This is a genomic window from Aquibium pacificum (assembly GCF_040839445.1).
GTDB classification, from domain to species: Bacteria; Pseudomonadota; Alphaproteobacteria; order Rhizobiales; family Rhizobiaceae; genus Aquibium; species Aquibium pacificus.
Genome location: NZ_JBDPGJ010000001.1, coordinates 1,251,976 through 1,269,357, shown reverse-complemented (window position 1 = coordinate 1,269,357; position 17,382 = coordinate 1,251,976). Strand labels below are relative to the sequence as shown.

Genomic DNA, 17,382 nt, shown 5'->3' with positions numbered 1-17,382 from the left:
ATCGTAAGGCCTATATCCCGATCCGCTCTCGAAAAACCCCCGGAGCCCCCAATGCTCCTTGAGGTCTCCGCCATCGAAACCTTCTACGGCGCCAGCCAGGCGCTGTTCGGCGTCGACCTTCGCGTCGACGACGGCCAGGTCGTGGCGCTGATGGGGCGCAACGGCATGGGCAAGACCACGACCATCCGCTCGATCTGCCGGCTCAATCCGCCGCGCGCCGGCGCGGTGCAATTCGGCGGCCGCGACCTCGCCGGCATGCGCGCCTTCCGCGTCGCGCGGCTCGGCATCGGGCTGGTGCCGGAAGGCCGCCGCTGCTTCCCGAACCTGACAGTGGAGGAGAACCTCGTCGCCGCCGCCCGTCCCGGCAAGTGGACGCTCGCGCGCGTCGAGAACCTCTTTCCGCGCCTTGCCGAGCGCCGCGGCCAGTTCGCCAGCACGCTGTCGGGCGGCGAGCAGCAGATGCTGGCGATCGGTCGCGCGCTGATGACCAATCCGCGCCTCTTGATCCTCGACGAGGCGACGGAAGGCCTGGCGCCCGTCATCCGCCGCGACATCTGGGCCTCGATCCGCGCGCTGAAGCAGGAGGGCCAGTCGATCCTGGTCGTCGACAAGACCATGGCCGAACTGCTGCCGGTGGCCGACCGCTGCACCATCATCGAGAAGGGCCGCACGGTCTGGGACGGCCTTCCGCAACAACTCACGGCAGACATTCGCGACCGATATCTCGGCGTGTGACAGGAGGAAACCCAATGGCGAACCCGTCCCCTCACCGGGAATTGCACCCGGCCAACTGGAAGCCCGCCAAGGGTTACGCCAACGGCATCGCCGCCGAGGGCCGCACCGTCTGGATCGGCGGCCAGATCGGCTGGAACGGCGACCAGGTGTTCGAGACCGACGATTTCGTCGGCCAGGTTCGTCAGGCGCTGGAAAACATCGCCGCGGTGCTTGCCGAAGCAGGCGCCGAACCCCGCCACGTCGTGCGCATGACCTGGTACATCACCGACAAGCGCGAATACCTCGCCCGCCTCCCCGAACTCGGCGACGCCTACCGCGCCGTGATGGGCAAGCACTTCCCCGCCATGACCATGGTCCAGGTCGCAGCGCTCATCGAGGACCGGGCCAAGGTGGAGATCGAGGCGACGGCGGTGGTGTAGGGGTGGAGTAGGACAGATTTCCGGGGGGAAGCCATGCCTTCAGACAGGAGACGCGGCTCTGAGAGATCGCTAAGCCCTCACCGCATGCGGCCGATAGAGCGAGAGCGTTGACCGCCCCACAAAAAAAGCCCTGCCGCGATCACGCGGTCAGGGCTTGTTCTGTGTCAGGATCTTTCCTGAACTACCGGATCGAAAAATCCGGTGATCATTCGGGCGCTGCGCGATATGAATCGACGGCCCGACTACAGTCTCTGATTGTGGTGTGAACGGCTGGTCGGGGGAACGGCCGTTTCCCCGGCGCCCTCGCGCCTATGCCAGCCGCGGCTCCGCGGCATCCATGCGGAGCCAGATGGGACTGTCCGGTGGACTCATGCCTCTCTCCTCTGCCTGTTGCATCTGCGCCGCTTCGCGCTCAAGCCTCATGCGTCGTCTCGCTGGGGCCCCGCTTCGAGCGATCGGCCCCGATGGAGGCGTTCGCGAAGGACACCTGCAGACTGACTCCGGCGAACCCACCTGTCAACGATTTCCGGACCCAACCGGCAAAACGTGATCGTCTGTTTCAGGGGGTGCCTGGTTGTGCACAGGCGCCTGTCAGGAGCCTGTTGCCTTTTTGTTCTTTGCGCTTGCCCTCGCCCGGCAATCGCGGCTAACTCGTCCTGGCGTGCGCGCGCGTCCCTCGACGGAGCGGCGAAATTTCCTACATGAGGGGACTGCGGGATCGTTGCCCGCACTTCCCCCGAGACCAAGCACGAGGCGGCGACCCGGCCATGGCCGACCAGAAGTACATTTCCATCCGCGGCGCGCGCGAGCACAATCTCAAGAACGTCGACCTCGACATCCCGCGCGACAGTCTCACCGTGATGACCGGCCTGTCGGGCAGCGGAAAATCCTCGCTCGCCTTCGACACCATCTATGCCGAGGGCCAGCGGCGTTACGTCGAGAGCCTGTCGGCCTATGCGCGCCAGTTCCTGGAGATGATGCAGAAGCCCGACGTCGACCAGATCGACGGCCTGTCGCCGGCCATCTCCATCGAGCAGAAGACCACCTCGCGCAACCCACGCTCGACCGTCGGCACGGTCACCGAGATCTATGACTACATGCGCCTGCTCTACGCGCGCGTCGGCGTGCCCTATTCGCCGGCCACCGGCCTGCCGATCGAGAGCCAGACGGTGTCGCAGATGGTCGACCGCGTTCTGGCGCTGGAGGAAGGGACCCGGCTCTTCGTCATGGCGCCCATCGTGCGCGGCCGCAAGGGCGAGTACCGCAAGGAGCTGGCCGAGCTGCAGAAGAAGGGTTTCCAGCGCGTCAAGGTCGACGGCGCCTTCTACGAGATCGCCGACGCGCCGGCGCTCGACAAGAAATACAAGCACGACATCGACGTGGTGGTCGACCGCGTTGTCGTGCGCAGCGACCTTTCGGCACGGCTGGCGGATTCCATCGAGACCGCGCTCAGGCTGGCCGACGGCCTGGCGATCGCAGAATTCGCCGACCGGCCCCTGCCGGCCGAGGAGACGTCGGAGGGCGGCAGCGCCAACAAGTCGCTCAACGATACCCACGAGCGCCTGCTGTTTTCGGAGAAATTCGCCTGCCCCGTCTCCGGCTTCACCATTTCGGAGATCGAACCGCGCCTGTTCTCCTTCAACAATCCCTTCGGCGCCTGCCCGACCTGCGACGGGCTCGGCAGCCAGCGCGCCATCGATCCCGACCTCGTCGTCCCCGACGAGAACCTCACGCTGCGCGCCGGTGCGGTGGCCCCCTGGGCGCGCTCCACCTCACCCTATTACGGCCAGACGCTCGACGCGCTCGGCAAGGTCTTCGGCTTCAAGGTCGGCGACCGCTGGTCCGACCTGTCGGACGAGGCCCGCAACGCCATCCTGCACGGTACCGGCTCGCGCCAGGTCACCTTCGCCTATGACGACGGCCTGCGCTCCTACAAGACGACCAAGACCTTCGAGGGCGTGATCCCCAATCTGCAGCGGCGCTGGAAGGAGACCGAGTCGGCCTGGAGCCGTGAGGAGATCGAGCGCTACATGTCGGAGACCCCCTGCCCGGCCTGCGCCGGCTACCGGCTCAAGCCCGAGGCGCTGGCGGTCAAGATCGACGGCCGCCACATCGGCGAGGTCACCGCGCTGTCGATCCGCAAGGCGGGCGACTGGTTCGAGACCCTGCCGCAGGCGATGAACGCCAAGCAGAACGAGATCGCCGCGCGCATCCTCAAGGAGATCCGCGAGCGTCTGCGCTTCCTGAACGACGTCGGCCTCGACTATCTCGCTCTCTCGCGCAATTCCGGCACGCTGTCGGGCGGCGAGAGCCAGCGCATCCGGCTGGCCTCCCAGATCGGCTCGGGGCTCACCGGTGTGCTATACGTGCTCGACGAGCCCTCCATCGGCCTGCACCAGCGCGACAATGCGCGCCTGCTCGACACGCTGAAGCACCTGCGCGACATCGGCAACACCGTCGTCGTGGTCGAGCACGACGAGGACGCCATCCGCACCGCCGACTACGTCGTCGACATGGGGCCGGCCGCCGGCATCCATGGCGGCCGCATCGTGGCCGAGGGCACGCCGGCCGAGATCATGGCCAACCCGAAGTCGCTCACCGGGCAGTATCTCTCCGGCGACCTCGCCATCCCGCTGCCCGAGCAGCGCCGGCCGCTGAAGAAGGGCCGCCGTCTCAAGGTGGTCAACGCGCGCGGCAACAATCTGAAGGACGTCACGGCGGAGATCCCGCTCGGCACCTTCACCTGCGTCACCGGCGTGTCGGGCGGCGGCAAGTCCACATTCCTGATCGAGACGCTGTTCAAGGCCGCCTCCCGCCGCATCATGGGCTCGCGCGAGCACCCGGCCGAGCACGAGCGCATCGAGGGCCTGGAATTCCTCGACAAGGTCATCGACATCGACCAGTCGCCCATCGGCCGCACCCCGCGCTCCAACCCCGCCACCTACACCGGCGCCTTCACGCCGATCCGCGACTGGTTCGCCGGCCTGCCCGAAGCCAAGGCGCGCGGCTACCAACCCGGCCGCTTCTCCTTCAACGTCAAGGGTGGCCGCTGCGAGGCCTGCCAGGGCGACGGCGTGATCAAGATCGAGATGCACTTTTTGCCCGACGTCTACGTCACCTGCGACGTCTGCCACGGCAAGCGCTACAACCGCGAGACGCTGGACGTCACCTTCAAGGGCAAGTCGATCGCCGACGTGCTCGACATGACGGTGGAGGAAGGCGCCGACTTCTTCGCCGCCGTGCCGTCCGTGCGCGACAAGATGGAGACGCTGAAGAAGGTCGGCCTCGGCTACATCCACATCGGCCAGCAGGCCACGACGCTTTCGGGCGGCGAGGCGCAGCGGATAAAACTCGCCAAGGAACTTTCGCGCAAGGCGACCGGCAAGACCCTCTACATCCTCGACGAACCCACCACCGGCCTGCACTTCCACGACGTGGCGAAACTGCTCGAAGTGCTGCACGAGCTCGTCGACCAGGGCAACACTGTCGTCGTGATCGAGCACAACCTGGAAGTCATCAAGACGGCCGACTGGGTCCTCGACCTCGGCCCCGAAGGCGGCGACGGCGGCGGGGAGCTGGTGGCGGCGGGACGGCCGGAGGACGTGGTGGCGGAGGAGCGGAGCTACACGGGGCAGTTCCTGAAGGAACTCCTGGAGCGGCGGCCGGTGGGGGGGAAGAGGCAGGCGGCGGAGTAGGAACTGACAATGTCAGACTTTGCACCGTTCATATTGGAAACTGCTCCGCCGGGCAGTGGATTGCGTCCATTCGTTTGTGAAGGCTCTCCATTGGAATGCGAGGTCGCTCTAGTTGGCTACAACCCAGCGACGTGTTTAGATGCAGACTTTCATGGGTTCTGGGATGGTCATGTTTTTGACAAGCAGCGTTGGTTTGAATCTTACAAGGAAGAACGTCGGACCAAGCCGCTGAAGCCAGGAAGAACTCGTCGAAATGAAATCAGCCCGACCAGAAAGCGCATCGACTTTTTTGCAGCTGGGGTAGCTCCATACAAACCCCTAGAGACTAATCTCTATTGGGACGCTAGTGAAGACAGAGCATCGCACACGGTTTCCGTGCTCTCTCGTATCGAGGAGATGCTTAGAATGCTGACAAGAATACGGCTGATCGTATGTCACGACGATCAAGCTTTCTACCTTCTGAGTGCCGCAAAACTACTGGCGCGCGTTGAAAAGGTGGACCATTTTGCAAACCGGAAGCCGGGATGGTCGGACAATGCTGCCTACCAGCTGGGAGTGAAGATGCGCGCGCACCTAGATAGTTTTTCCTAGCAGCGCTAACACACAAATGATGTCGACCATGGCCGAGACACGAGCTGAGAAGACGGTCAAGCACGTCCACGAAGGCAAGTATGCGGCCGAAGTGCAGATTACCCTTCACTACGAGGGGTCCGGATGGGATCCGACGATCGATCCTGAGGATATTGAAAAGCTGGAGCGCGTCCGGCTCGCGCTTCGACGCGGAGACCTCGCCGCCGCGGCGAAAGAGGCGAAGATCTACGAGCTGCGGCCGATTTCGGCGTGACCGGGGCGAACTCGCGAGGCCGGAAGACGTGGTCGCGCAGCCGTGGTCTTCGCAGCGTCTTTCCCAAGGTGCTCCTAGTGCAAAGGCCGGTGGCAATAGGCAGGTGGCGCAGTAGGGGGCGGCGGCGTAACGTCGGGCCTTCCATTACGGTGGTGACAGACGATCAACCACGTCATTGGCCATGTAACGTAGGACATCCTTTCCATCTCTGAAGCTGTATTCAAACCGCAGGGAGCGACCAAAATCCTTCAAGTGTTCGGGCAACTGATCCGCCAAGACATACGTCCACCAACTTTCTTCCCAACCCATGTTGGCTTCTCTATCGTGGTCAGGCGTGAATTTCATGAAATCTTTTGCTTCAATTAACGTAAGTGTATTATTCTTTTCCTTCAAGAAAAGCTCGGGATTGATCAACTTCATCATGATTAAACCACCAATAATCGGACCTACTTGGAGATAGTTGCTCGGCGTAAAGGCCCTTGATAGCGCGATTGTTGTAAATGCTCGGTCTAGGGTCCGGAAGCTCATGTTGTAAACTCTCGCGAGACGAATGACCGTATCGATCGTCGTTTCGAGTGAGTTACTCCTGTCCTCGGACAACAATAGTTGCCTCTTCACATAAGAGGCATACCTTTCTAGGTCGCGCGAGCGCCGCTCATCGACAGCCTCGGTATTAAGAATCGTGAGATTAATGAACTTTTGGAGATAGGCACCAGCGTCAATCTCACTGCCGTAAGCATAACGCACTGAAGCTTCGAGCTGGCGAAGATGAATACCCAGAACGAAATGTACGTTCGGCACCGACATGAAATGCTTGATCCGCTCCAAGAGCGCCAGCGCGAACAACGGCTTGCAACGATCCAATTCATCGATAATGAAGATCAGCGCTTTCTGCTTCTCACCCTCGGCTGGTCGCGCGAGAAGAGTGGGCAACTTTTCCAATGCCGTCCTAAAGCGTGAGACAGTCTCCTTCTGCTGACGCGGGCGCTCAAGCATCTTTTCCATGTAGGCCTCAGCTGCTTCACCGGCTTCGGCAGTCGCGTCGTCGAAGGCCTCCTTCACTTCGGCAGCACTTACCATCCCAACAGTGGCTGCCCGAACCGCAGCCTTTACGCCAACTTTCACGGCTCCTCGGACGAGAAGCGCGCCAAGGTCTACTGCTTTCTCTTTGATATCGCGTACGGCGCGATCAGTGCGCGGCGAACTCTTTTCGGCAAGCTCGACAAGTTCACGCGCTAGTGCTGCGAAGGCGTCCTCGACATAATCGTTCTCGAATGCATCGAAAAAAAATGACTGGGTGGCCTGCTTTTCTGAGTTCCCCCGCCCACATTCTTAAAAATGTAGTTTTCCCAGATCCCCAGACGCCATCGAAAGCTATCACGAGCGGGTCATCAACGGACGCCACAAGGTTTTTCATACCTTGTGCAAGACCTGCTCTCTCAAAAATATCTTTGTCTGATGAGAAGCCTTCATCGTCCTCAACGACCACCGATGGCAGATAAATCTTCATGTGCTATCTCATTGATCTTGCGTACCACAACCCGATGCCCAATTCACGAATTACCGTCGTTGGGAACAAGATAGTACGTAAGCGATCGGCGATTGGAACATTTAAGGAACGGATCTAGAACTGGCGAGAAGTCGACTATTGAGCAATCCTCGCTTACCCCTGTTGCACGACGCACGGAAATGTTGCGCGCTCGCCAGCGGCTAAGCGGTCGCCGCCTGGCGGGGATATTGTGGCTCTGCACGTCCTGCATCGCGATCCGCAAACGCCACGCGGCGACCGGCTGCCCATGCTGCTGGTCCATGGCGCCTGGTTCTGGGAAGACAATTTGCTGCCCTCTTTCACCGAACGCGGACACCCGACCCGCGCCGTCGACCTGCGAGGGCACGGGAGATCCCGGGCGCCGGGGACAGTTCTAAACTGTCCCTGCCCCCCGCCTGCACCCTTTCTCAACCATGCCGCGCGTCTCGTCGTTGCAACCCCGCGCCCCGGCGCGCAGGGTGCGGCGCGGCCGGGCTCTCCCGGCGCGGGGCCCGATTCGGGGCGCGCGGAGAACCACATGCGGACCATCCTGAAGACCGTCGGCGCGATCGTGCTCGCAGGCGCGGCGCTGGCCGCCGGCCATGCGGCCTTCGCGCTCGACGACACGGCGCGCCAGCCTGTGGTCGTTACGCCGATCGCCAGCACCAATTTGACGGCGGCGGGCCAGCCGATCATGCTGCCGCAAAAGGATGCGCGCGTCATCGCCTCGCTGTTCGAGATCGCGCCCGGCGCGACGCTGCCGGTGCACAAGCACCCCTACCAGCGCTATGGCTATATGCTGGAGGGCGAGTTGCTCGTCACCAATGTCGAGACCGGCGCGAAGACCACCTACCGCGCCGGCGACTTCATCGTCGAGATGCTCGACATCTGGCACCAGGGCGTGGCGGTCGGTCCCGGCGCGGTCCGGCTGGTGGTGATCGACCAGGTCGAGGGCGATGTGCAGAACACGCTGCTGCGGTCAAAAACGACGCCGTGACGCGGATGGGCGGATTGCCAGTGCGTGAGTACCCCGCCGCGTAACAGACGCTGAAGTCTACGAACGCTACCGAATGGCGCGCTGCCTCGCGATCTGGCAGGGGCGAAAAAAGGCCAACTGCCCCCCGCACTTACCGCCAGCCTGTCCCGAGCACATCGCCGCGGCGCCTCCATCCCCTGCAATTCGACGCCAGGGACATTTGCTCCGGCCGCGTGGCGGAGGTGGCCAGGCGGAGCGATGACGGTCAGGCCGGATGCTTGGTCCCGCACGATCCTCCTGCACCTCGGGACTTCCACTCCCCCTCGCCCGCCGCCTCGAGGCAGAAACGAAGAGGCACTTCTGTCCACGCCCCTCCCCGTCCGCCCTATACTCCCTTCGGCCTTGAAGGGAGGCGGCGATGGACTGGAATGCAGCGATCGAGCGACACCGCGAGGCGCTGAAAGCCGTGCTGGCCGCGCTCGTCGCCATGGCCGGATTGCGGCAGTGGGCAGTCGGCAATAGGCAGTCGGGGCCGGTCGAGGCAGCGGCTACGGATCGCGATCATAAACCCGACTGCCTATTGCCGACTGCCGACTGCCGTCCTGAGGCGCGACCCGAAGGCGAGCCTCGAAGGACCCTCCCCCGCAACCTCCACCGCGCCGTGCTGCGGCTGCTGCGGCCGGCCGAGTCCGCCGCGCGGCGGCTGGTCATCGTCGCCGCGCGCGCCCTTCCGCCCGAGCCGCATCCGACGCCCGGGGAGCCTACGTCTTGCCGGCCGGAGCGTCGCATCCCCACGCCCGTCTTCTTGAAACGGCCCGGCGGCACCGGCATCCTGTTACCCAGAGGCTTTGCCGAGGCGGGCAGCGACGGAGACGTCGCGCGGCCGGCCCCACGCAGCCTGCCGTTCCAACTCCTCGACCCGCCGCGCCGCGTGCGCCGACGCAGCATCGTCCCGTCGATCGCGCCGCGCATCTCGGTACCCGGCGCGACGGGCCTGTTCCCCGTCCCCGTGCGCCGTGCGCCCTCGCCCTTCGACCGCATCGACGCGACCCGGCTGGCGCTGCGGCTGGCCGCCCTTGCCGCCGCGCTGGACGACCTGCCGGCCCAGGCGCGCCGCTTCCGCCGCTGGAGAGTCCGCGCCGCATCGGGCACACGGCCCCATGGTGATCCGCAGGCGGCGCGCCTGCGCCGCGCGTGGCCCATGCGGCTCGGCCGGCCGCCCGGCCAGAGTCTTCGCAACCACCGGCGTCCGCCGCACGAGGTCCATTTCCTCCTCAATGACGTACACGGCCTTGCCTTCGATGCGCTGGAGAGCCCCGACACGTCATGAATGTCGCGGCGGCTCCGCATCGGAAACACGACCTTGAGCGGGAGCGGTTCGGCGCCCGCCGCCGATCCCGCTCGTCCTGGTCTCACCGATAGGGCGACAGGCAGAACCGGCGCGGTCCGTGGTAGGGCTGCCAGGTGTCGCTGTGCGCATCGTAGGAGCGGTAGCGCACAAGGCACCACTCCACATGCGCGGAGGGCGCGCCGCGGAAGGTTCGGACGATAGGGTCGGAATCGGCCAGCTTGTGGATCGGTACCGGATAGCCGGTCAGGCGATGCGGATAGCCCGGCACATGCCGGGGGTGGTAGCTGTAGTAGTGTCCGACGCCGGTCCCGATCCATGGCGGCTGGCGGTACCAGGGCGCGGCGTGCACGTGGTGGTGATGTACCACGTCGACGCGATGGCGCTCTCCGGCCTTCGCCGGCGGTGCGGCCGTGACTGTTGCGGCGAGCATTGCCGCGGCAAATGCGCCTTTCCACATGGCGTCCTCCTGGGATTGTTCGGTCCTGCGGTGAACATGCGCCCGGCCCGGCGGTTCCGCGCCTCGTCGGGACAGGCTTAACGCTTCGCAAACGCCCGGGCGGCTGTCAGGAGGCTCGCCGCCGCGCGTCATCGCCGAATGGACATCCGCCCCGCAGTGCGCCAGAAACGAGCTCCGCCGAACCGGGAGAGCGATGATGGAGAAGTCAGGCACGATCCGCTGTGGCATCGGCGGCTGGACCTTCGAGCCGTGGGAAGGCACCTTCTATCCCGACGACCTGCCGAAGAAGCGCCAGCTCGAATACGCCTCGCAGCGGCTGAGGACGATAGAGGTCAACGGCACCTACTATCGCGGCCAGACGCCGGAGACCTTCGCCAAATGGGCCGCCGAGAGCCCGGACGGCTTCGTCTTCTCGCTCAAGGGCAACCGCTTCGTCACCAACAAGAAGGTCTTGGCCGACGCCGGCCCCTCGATGGAGAAATTCTTCGCGCAGGGCATCGAAGAGCTGGGCGACAAGCTCGGCCCGATCGTCTGGCAGTTCGCCAACACGAAAAAATTCGAGCCCGAAGATTTCGAGGGCTTCTTGAAGCTGCTGCCGGACAAGCACGACAGCCTGAAGCTGCGCCACGTGCTCGAGGTGCGCCACCCGACCTTCATTGACCCCGCCTTCCCGCCGCTTGCGCGCAAGTATGGTGCCGCGATCTGCTATGCCCACCACCACGACTATCCCGAGATCGCCGACGTGACGGCGGACTTCGTCTATGCGCGGCTCCAGAAGGGCGACGACGACGTCCCCACCGCATACGCCCCGGCCAAGCTCGACACCTGGGCGGCGCGCGCGAAGACATGGGCGGAAGGCGGCGTCCCAGACGATCTGCCGCTCGCCGACCCGGACGCGATGATCGCGAAGAAGCCGCGCGACGTCTTCGTTTACATCATCCACGAGGGCAAGATCCGCGCGCCGCAGGGCGCCATGGCGCTGCAGGAACGTGTCGGAGGCTGACGAAGCGCATTCCACCCCGACGAAGCAGTTTTGGCCGTGACGATGTCGAAACCGCTTCCGGTCATGCTAGACCGGTCCGGTATCGAGCCAGGAACGCGGATTCGTCCATCATGACCCAGCAGAAAACGCCCGCCCCTTCCGACTTCGACGAGGCGGCGCTGTTCTTCCACCGCTACCCCTCGCCGGGCAAGCTGGAGATCCAGGCGACCAAGCCACTCGGCAACCAGCGCGACCTTGCGCTCGCCTATTCGCCCGGCGTGGCCGCCCCCTGCCTCGCCATCCGGGACGATCCGGCCAAGGCCGCCGACTATACCGCGCGCGCCAATCTCGTCGGCGTAGTGTCCAACGGCTCGGCCGTGCTCGGCCTCGGCAATATCGGGCCGCTCGCTTCCAAGCCCGTCATGGAAGGCAAGGCGGTGCTGTTCAAGAAGTTCGCCGGCATCGACGTCTTCGACATCGAGATTGACGCGCCGGAGATCGACCGCATGGTCTCCACCATCGCCGCGCTCGAGCCGACCTTCGGCGGAATTAACCTCGAGGACATCAAGGCGCCGGAATGCTTCGAGGTCGAGGAACAGCTGAAGGCGCGGATGAACATTCCCGTCTTCCACGACGACCAGCACGGGACCGCGATCATCGTGGCGGCCGCCGTCCTCAACGGGCTGGAACTCGCCGGAAAGAAGATCGAGGACGTGAAGATCGTCACGTCGGGCGCGGGCGCGGCGGCACTCGCCTGCCTCAACCTCCTGGTCTCTCTCGGTGCGAAGCGCGAGAACATCTGGATCACCGACCGCTACGGTGTCGCCTGGCGCGGCCGCGCGGAGGAGATGGACCGCTGGAAGGACGCCTACGTCAAGGAGACTGACGCACGCGAGCTCTCCGACGTCATCGGCGGCGCCGACATCTTCCTGGGGCTTTCGGCGGCCGGCGTGCTCAAGCCGGAACTGCTCGCGGACATGGCGGAAAGCCCGCTGATCCTGGCCCTCGCCAACCCGGTGCCGGAGATCATGCCGGAAGTGGCGCGCGCGGCGCGGCCCGACGCGATGATCTGTACCGGCCGTTCGGATTTCCCCAACCAGGTCAACAACGTTCTCTGCTTCCCCTACATCTTTCGCGGTGCGCTCGACGTCGGCGCGACCGCCATCAACGAGGAGATGAAGATGGCTGCGGTGCGGGCCATCGCGGCACTCGCCCGCGAGGAGCCTTCCGACGTCGCCGCGCGCGCCTATGCGGCCGAAACGCCGGTGTTCGGGCCGGACTTCCTCATCCCCTCGCCCTTCGACCCGCGCCTCATCCTGCGCATCGCCCCGGCGGTCGCCAAGGCCGCCTGCGACACCGGCGTCGCGGCGCGGCCGATCACCGATATGGACGCCTATCTCGACCGGCTGAACCGCTTCGTCTTCCGGTCCGGCCTGGTCATGAAGCCGGTCTTCTCGGCTGCCAGGACGGCCGCGGCCAACCGGGTGATCTATGCCGACGGCGAAGACGAGCGCGTGCTGCGCGCCGCCCAGGTGGTGCTCGAAGAAGGCATCGCACGGCCGATCTTGATCGGACGCCCCAACGTCATCGACACGCGGCTGAGACGCTATGCCCTCAGGATCCGGCCGGGCGTCGATTTCGACCTGGTCGATCCCGAGGACGATCCGCGCTATCGCGACTATGTCGACCTTTTGATCCGGCTCGGCGGCCGCCGCGGCGTCACACAGGAAGCCGCGCGCACGCTGGTGCGCACGAACACGACCGTGATCGCGGCGCTGGCCCTCGTGCGCGGCGAGGCCGACGCCATGATCTGCGGTCTGGAAGGCCGCTTCGAGCGGCATCTGCGCAACGTCGACCTGATCATCGGCCGCAAGCCCGGGGTGCACGATCTCTCGGCTCTGTCGATGCTGATCATGCAGCGCGGCGTCACCTTCTTCACCGACACCTATGTCACCGTCGATCCGACGGCGGAGGAGATCGCCGAGATGACCATCCTGGCGGCCGACGAGATCCGCCGCTTCGGCATCGAGCCGAAGGCGGCCCTGCTGTCGTTCTCCAACTTCGGCTCGCGCGACACGGTGAGCACGCTAAAGATGCGCAAGGCCGCCGCCCTGGTCGCCGAGCTCGATCCGGATCTCGAGGCGGATGGCGAGATGCATGCCGACTCGGCGCTTTCGGAAGCCTTGCGCAACCGCGTCTTCCCGCATTCCAAGCTGAAGGGCGAGGCGAACCTTCTCGTCTTCCCGAACCTCGACGCGGCCAACATCGCGCTCAACACGGCCAAGGCCATGACCGACGCGCTCCACGTCGGGCCGATCCTGCTCGGCACGGCGCGACCGGCGCACATCCTCACCCCGTCGGTCACATCGCGCGGCGTCGTGAACATGACCGCCCTTTCGGTGGTGGAAGCGTCCCAGACCGCGTTGCAGGACGCGACGCAGCGGGGGACATCCTAAAGAGACGGTTAACTTCGATCGCCTATCCTCCCGGTCGCGCGCAACGCGCCATGAAACCAAGGTCCGCCCGTCAGGCAGGGGGATGGCGATGAGAAAGCGGTGGAGAACCCGTCTGCGCGCCGCAGTGCTGGCGTTCGCGGCGGCGCTCGCCGTTTTTTCCGCAGCCTCGCCCGCGACCGCCCAGTCGCGTCTCTGCCGTGATCTCGAAACCCGCCTCGCAGGCCTCTCCAGCGGCGGCGGTTCGCCCCGGCAGGCACGCCAGTACGAGCGCGCCATCGGGCAGCAGCGCGACCAGATCGCCAGGGCCGAGGACCAGCGCCGCCGCGCCGGCTGCGGCGGCGGGTTCTTCTCACGCGGGGATCCGGCGCAGGTCTGCCACTCGCTGGCGAACACGCTGGGACGGATGCAGGCCAACCTCGCTTCGCTGGAGCGCAAGCACCGGCAGCTTGGCGGTGGCGGCTCGCGGGCGGAACGGTCCCGGCTTCTCGCTGCGATCGACGAGAACGGCTGCCGGCAGCGCCAGGCCAGCACCCGCGAGCGGCAGACGGCCGGCGACAGTGGCGGAAATCTCTTCAACCAGCTGTTCGACCGCGCTGCCCGGCAGGATCGGAGCGAGCGGGAGACACGACGCTTTCCGCTGGACGACGACGATCGGCGGCGCATCGTCATCCGCCGCGGCAACCTGATCGAGGTTCAGCCGCGCGTGTCGGGCACCTTCCGGACGCTGTGCGTCCGCACCTGCGACGGCTACTTCTTCCCGGTGGCCTATTCGTCCCATGCCGACGATCTCGACCGGGATGCCGCCGCGTGTTCGGCGATGTGCTCCGGCACCGAGGTCGAGCTCTATATGCACCGCACGCCGGACGAGGAATCCGACCAGATGGTCTCGATGAGCGGCGTTCCCTATACCGAACTCCCGACGGCCTTCAGGTACCGGGAAGCCGGCTACCAGCGCCCGCCGGGCTGCGGCTGCTCGGCGGCGCGCAACTTCTCGATCCTCGCGGGAGAAACGGCGCCGCCGATGAGCATCGGACCCGTCGCGGTGCAGGAGCCTGTCGTCCCCAGGCCCGCGGCCCGTCCCGATCCGGCCGCCGATCCCGAGACGCTCGCCAACCTTCAGGGCGGGCTGGATGCCGCGGCGATCCGCCGGCTCCTGGGCGCGGAGAAGTCCGGCCCCGAACTGACGGCCTCGGTGCGCGAACCGACGACGCTCCCGCCGGTGGAGGAACGCAGGATCAGGGTCGTCGGGCCATCGTTCCTTCCCGACCCAGAAGCGGCAATAGATCTGCGAGCTCCGGCCCCGAATCCAGTCCCGTGAGTGCCAGCCGGATCGGCATGAACAGCGCCTTGCCCTTGCGGCCGGTCTCCTCGCGGACCTTTGCGACCCACGCCTTGAACGTGCCGGCGTCCCAGGGTTCCTCCGGAAGCAGGTCGAACGCCGTCCTCAGGAAGTCGCGGTCCTCGTCGATGATCCCGGCTCCCGGTTCCGGTTTGACCGTGATGATGCGCCACCAGCGTTCGGCCTCCGGCAGCCGGTCGAGATTGCCCCGTACGGCCAGCCAGAAGGTTTCGGCCTTCTCCCCGAAGATGCCGTAGGCGAGCAGCCGGTCGCGCGCCGCCTCGAAGGGCATCGCCTGCAGCAGAGCCCGGTTCAGGTTGACGAGATCGCCCGGTTCGAACTTCGCGGCGGATCGCGACGTCGCGGCGGGATCGAACTTCTGCGCCAGCGCGGAGAGCGAATTCTCCGGCGTCACGTTCTCGGAAGTTCCGGTCAGCACCGCCATGGAGGCGATCGCCATGGGTTCGATGCCATCCTCGCGCAGGCTCTTGATCGAGAGTGCGCCCGTGCGTTTCGAAAGAGCCTCGCCGCTCGCGGTGGTCAGGAGGTTGTGGTGGCCGAACTCCGGCTCGTTCGAACCGAGTGCACGAAACAGCGCGATCTGCACCCCCGTGTTGGTCACGTGGTCGTCGCCCCGGATGACATGGCTGATGCGGAAATCGATGTCGTCGACCACGGAGGGCAGCGTGTAGAGATAGGAACCGTCCTCGCGGATCAGAACGGGATCGGACAGCGACCCGAGATCGACGGTCTCCTCGCCGCGCACAATGTCATTCCAGGCGATGTCGGTACGCACCGTCTCGAAAGGATCGCGCTTGTAGTTCGGCAGCAGGAAGCGCCAGTGCGCCCTGCGCCCGTCTGCCTCGAGTGCGGCACGCTCCTCGTCCGTGTGCGCGAGCCCGTCGCGGCCGTAGATCGGCGGCAGCTTGCGCGACAGCCTGATCTTGCGCTTGAGGTCCAGTTCCTCCGGCGTCTCGTAGCAGGGGTAGAGCAGTCCCGCCTGCTTCAGCCTCGCGACCGCATCCTCGTAGGCCGCAACGCGTTTGGACTGGTACTCCACCATGTCGGGGAAGATACCGAGCCAGTGCAGGTCGTAGACGATCTGGTCGGCGAATTCCTGCCTGGAGCGGGCCGCGTCGGTGTCGTCGAAACGTAGGACGAAGCGGCCGCGATGCTTTTCGGCGAACAGCCAGTTGAACAGCGCCGTGCGCGCATTGCCGATGTGGATGTTGCCGGTCGGCGAGGGAGCGAAGCGGACGGTGACGGTCATGATCGCGAGGTATCCGAAGGCCGCGGCGCTGGCAAGGCGCGCGCCTTGATGCGCGCAGCCACATAGGTCATCAGCGCCACCATGACCAGGCAATAGAGCCCCATCACCACGACCTGGCCGGGAAGCGGGATGCCGAGGTCTATCAGATAGCCGGTGAGGCCGGGACCGATGGCCGTGGCAAACACCAGGATCGCCACGGTGATCGCACGGATGGAACCCAGATGCCTCAACCCGTAGATCTCCGGCCAAAGCGATCCGAACAGCGTCGAGGAGAAACCGTAGGATATCCCCAGCAGCCCCATGAACGCGAAGGCCGCCCACTGGCCGTCGAACAGCCCGAGCGTCAGGCAGGACAGCCCGAGCGGAAGGAGGAAGCTCGGCAGCAGCGCCACCGACGAGAACCGGTCGACCAGTTGTCCGGCCACCAGCGCGAAGGTGATGGTCATCGCCGCCATGAAGGTGAACGAGGTGGCGAATAATTCGAGCGACCAGCCTCGCAGCTCGACCAGGTAGACCTGGTGGAAGAAGATCGTCGTGCCGATGAAGCCCGGCGCCATGACGCCCATCAGGAGGAGATAGAACAGCGGATCGCGCAGAACCTCGCCGCGCGTCCAGTCGCGCGCCTCGGTCTTGCGCGAAACGGGATCGGTGGAGCGCGGCGCCCGGTCGACGGCGATCAGCCCGGTGATCATGGGAAGCGCCACGAGCACCAGAACCGCAGCCGCGACCAGCCAGGAATTGCGCCAGCCGACCAGCCCGGCGACGAAGACGAAGAGCAGCGGGAAGACCGCCTCGCCGGCATTGTGTCCGAGCGTCGTCACCGAGACCGCCCGCCCGCGCTGGCCCGAGAACCAGCGGGCCATTGCCGTGAAGGCGTTGTGCGTCATCATCCCCTGCCCGAACAGCCGCAGCATGTAGATCGTGGCGACGAGCAGGACGAGGTTTTGCGAGAACGACATCATCACCGCCGCAAGCGCCAGCATCGGCATGATGAAGAAAGCCACCCGCCGGGCCGAATGGCGGTCGACGATCTGCCCGAGCCTCGGCAGAGTCAGTGCGCTGCCCAAGGTGGCGATCATGTAGATCAGGCCGAAATCGCCGTGCGACAGGCCGTACTCCGCCCGGATGTCGCCAGCCGACAGAGAGATGAAGAAGGTCTGGCCGAAGGAGGAGAAGAAGGTCATCAGGAAGCCGCCGGCAAGCCAGCGCGCATTGTCGCGAAGAAAGAGGAAGAAGGACATCCGACCGATCGACAACCCTTAAGCGATCCGGCGCGGTGTGGGCGGAACGCACCCGCTACACCGGATCGATCCGTTTCTAGTGCCTGACC

The 17,382-nt window shown here is 65.3% G+C and carries 14 protein-coding genes and 1 pseudogene; 10 read left to right on the top strand and 5 right to left on the bottom strand.

Features of this window, described 5'->3' with window-relative positions; translation table 11 throughout:
- Positions 1-51: 51 nt before the first annotated feature.
- The 5 genes from ABGN05_RS06095 to ABGN05_RS06075 all read left to right on the top strand — a co-directional run bounded on the left by ABGN05_RS06095 (position 52) and on the right by ABGN05_RS06075 (position 5,693).
- The gene (locus ABGN05_RS06095; RefSeq protein ID WP_367953068.1) at positions 52-735 is read left to right on the top strand and encodes an ABC transporter ATP-binding protein; all 684 of its coding nucleotides are present in this window, start codon (positions 52-54) and stop codon (positions 733-735) included.
- 14 nt (positions 736-749) lie between these two features.
- Positions 750-1,154, top strand: coding sequence for a RidA family protein (locus tag ABGN05_RS06090; protein ID WP_367953067.1), 405 nt, complete (start codon positions 750-752; stop codon positions 1,152-1,154).
- A gap of 767 nt (positions 1,155-1,921) precedes the next feature.
- Positions 1,922-4,849: an excinuclease ABC subunit UvrA gene (uvrA, locus tag ABGN05_RS06085; protein WP_367953066.1), complete on the top strand. Its 2,928-nt coding sequence runs from the start codon at positions 1,922-1,924 to the stop codon at positions 4,847-4,849.
- Positions 4,850-4,858: 9 nt separating this feature from the next.
- Positions 4,859-5,440 (top strand): hypothetical protein, encoded by a 582-nt coding sequence (locus ABGN05_RS06080; RefSeq protein WP_367953065.1) that lies wholly within the window; start codon positions 4,859-4,861, stop codon positions 5,438-5,440.
- Positions 5,441-5,468: 28 nt separating this feature from the next.
- Positions 5,469-5,693 (top strand): hypothetical protein, encoded by a 225-nt coding sequence (locus ABGN05_RS06075; protein WP_367953064.1) that lies wholly within the window; start codon positions 5,469-5,471, stop codon positions 5,691-5,693.
- Positions 5,694-5,837: 144 nt separating this feature from the next.
- On the opposite strand, the pseudogene ABGN05_RS06070 reads toward ABGN05_RS06075, so the two are convergent.
- Both ABGN05_RS06070 and ABGN05_RS06065 read right to left on the bottom strand, forming a co-directional pair.
- Positions 5,838-6,917: pseudogene (locus ABGN05_RS06070) on the bottom strand (KAP family P-loop NTPase fold protein); the annotation flags it as partial.
- Positions 6,918-6,921: 4 nt separating this feature from the next.
- Positions 6,922-7,203, bottom strand: coding sequence for a P-loop NTPase fold protein (locus ABGN05_RS06065; protein ID WP_367953063.1), 282 nt, complete (start codon positions 7,201-7,203; stop codon positions 6,922-6,924).
- A gap of 556 nt (positions 7,204-7,759) precedes the next feature.
- Between ABGN05_RS06065 and ABGN05_RS06060 the strand changes: the two genes are divergently transcribed.
- Complete coding sequence (locus ABGN05_RS06060; RefSeq protein WP_367953062.1) at positions 7,760-8,218, top strand: cupin domain-containing protein; 459 nt, start codon at positions 7,760-7,762, stop codon at positions 8,216-8,218.
- 397 nt (positions 8,219-8,615) lie between these two features.
- Positions 8,616-9,527, top strand: coding sequence for a hypothetical protein (locus ABGN05_RS06055; RefSeq protein WP_367953061.1), 912 nt, complete (start codon positions 8,616-8,618; stop codon positions 9,525-9,527).
- Positions 9,528-9,609: 82 nt separating this feature from the next.
- On the opposite strand, the gene ABGN05_RS06050 is transcribed toward ABGN05_RS06055, so the two are convergent.
- Positions 9,610-10,005 (bottom strand): BA14K family protein, encoded by a 396-nt coding sequence (locus ABGN05_RS06050; RefSeq protein WP_367953060.1) that lies wholly within the window; start codon positions 10,003-10,005, stop codon positions 9,610-9,612.
- 196 nt (positions 10,006-10,201) lie between these two features.
- Here ABGN05_RS06050 and ABGN05_RS06045 point away from each other — a divergent pair, with 196 nt between their 5' ends.
- From ABGN05_RS06045 to ABGN05_RS06035, 3 genes are all read left to right on the top strand, one after another.
- Positions 10,202-11,008 (top strand): DUF72 domain-containing protein, encoded by an 807-nt coding sequence (locus ABGN05_RS06045; RefSeq protein ID WP_367953166.1) that lies wholly within the window; start codon positions 10,202-10,204, stop codon positions 11,006-11,008.
- Between the two features lie 110 nt (positions 11,009-11,118).
- On the top strand, positions 11,119-13,443 hold the full coding sequence (locus ABGN05_RS06040; RefSeq protein ID WP_367953059.1) for an NADP-dependent malic enzyme: 2,325 nt from the start codon (positions 11,119-11,121) through the stop codon (positions 13,441-13,443).
- Positions 13,444-13,531: 88 nt separating this feature from the next.
- The gene (locus ABGN05_RS06035; RefSeq protein WP_367953058.1) at positions 13,532-14,761 is read left to right on the top strand and encodes a DUF2865 domain-containing protein; all 1,230 of its coding nucleotides are present in this window, start codon (positions 13,532-13,534) and stop codon (positions 14,759-14,761) included.
- On the opposite strand, the gene ABGN05_RS06030 is transcribed toward ABGN05_RS06035, so the two are convergent.
- Both ABGN05_RS06030 and ABGN05_RS06025 read right to left on the bottom strand, forming a co-directional pair.
- A complete protein-coding gene (locus ABGN05_RS06030; RefSeq protein ID WP_367953057.1) occupies positions 14,679-16,052 on the bottom strand; it encodes a glutamate--tRNA ligase in 1,374 nt (457 codons plus the stop codon). The two genes, ABGN05_RS06035 and ABGN05_RS06030, sit on opposite strands and share 83 nt — an antisense overlap.
- Complete coding sequence (locus tag ABGN05_RS06025) at positions 16,049-17,293, bottom strand: MFS transporter (protein ID WP_367953056.1); 1,245 nt, start codon at positions 17,291-17,293, stop codon at positions 16,049-16,051. Before ABGN05_RS06025 ends, ABGN05_RS06030 begins: the two co-directional genes overlap by 4 nt.
- Positions 17,294-17,382 lie beyond the last annotated feature (89 nt).

Excerpts from the sequence above, each read along its gene's own strand:
- ABGN05_RS06095 (WP_367953068.1), top strand. The coding sequence starts at position 52 with ATGCTCCTTGAGGTCTCCGCCATCGAAACCTTCTACGGCGCCAGCCAG.
- ABGN05_RS06090 (WP_367953067.1), top strand. The coding sequence starts at position 750 with ATGGCGAACCCGTCCCCTCACCGGGAATTGCACCCGGCCAACTGGAAG.
- uvrA (WP_367953066.1), top strand. The coding sequence starts at position 1,922 with ATGGCCGACCAGAAGTACATTTCCATCCGCGGCGCGCGCGAGCACAAT.
- ABGN05_RS06080 (WP_367953065.1), top strand. The coding sequence starts at position 4,859 with ATGTCAGACTTTGCACCGTTCATATTGGAAACTGCTCCGCCGGGCAGT.
- ABGN05_RS06075 (WP_367953064.1), top strand. The coding sequence starts at position 5,469 with ATGGCCGAGACACGAGCTGAGAAGACGGTCAAGCACGTCCACGAAGGC.
- ABGN05_RS06065 (WP_367953063.1), bottom strand. The coding sequence starts at position 7,203 with ATGAAGATTTATCTGCCATCGGTGGTCGTTGAGGACGATGAAGGCTTC.
- ABGN05_RS06060 (WP_367953062.1), top strand. The coding sequence starts at position 7,760 with ATGCGGACCATCCTGAAGACCGTCGGCGCGATCGTGCTCGCAGGCGCG.
- ABGN05_RS06055 (WP_367953061.1), top strand. The coding sequence starts at position 8,616 with ATGGACTGGAATGCAGCGATCGAGCGACACCGCGAGGCGCTGAAAGCC.
- ABGN05_RS06050 (WP_367953060.1), bottom strand. The coding sequence starts at position 10,005 with ATGTGGAAAGGCGCATTTGCCGCGGCAATGCTCGCCGCAACAGTCACG.
- ABGN05_RS06045 (WP_367953166.1), top strand. The coding sequence starts at position 10,202 with ATGGAGAAGTCAGGCACGATCCGCTGTGGCATCGGCGGCTGGACCTTC.
- ABGN05_RS06040 (WP_367953059.1), top strand. The coding sequence starts at position 11,119 with ATGACCCAGCAGAAAACGCCCGCCCCTTCCGACTTCGACGAGGCGGCG.
- ABGN05_RS06035 (WP_367953058.1), top strand. The coding sequence starts at position 13,532 with ATGAGAAAGCGGTGGAGAACCCGTCTGCGCGCCGCAGTGCTGGCGTTC.
- ABGN05_RS06030 (WP_367953057.1), bottom strand. The coding sequence starts at position 16,052 with ATGACCGTCACCGTCCGCTTCGCTCCCTCGCCGACCGGCAACATCCAC.
- ABGN05_RS06025 (WP_367953056.1), bottom strand. The coding sequence starts at position 17,293 with ATGTCCTTCTTCCTCTTTCTTCGCGACAATGCGCGCTGGCTTGCCGGC.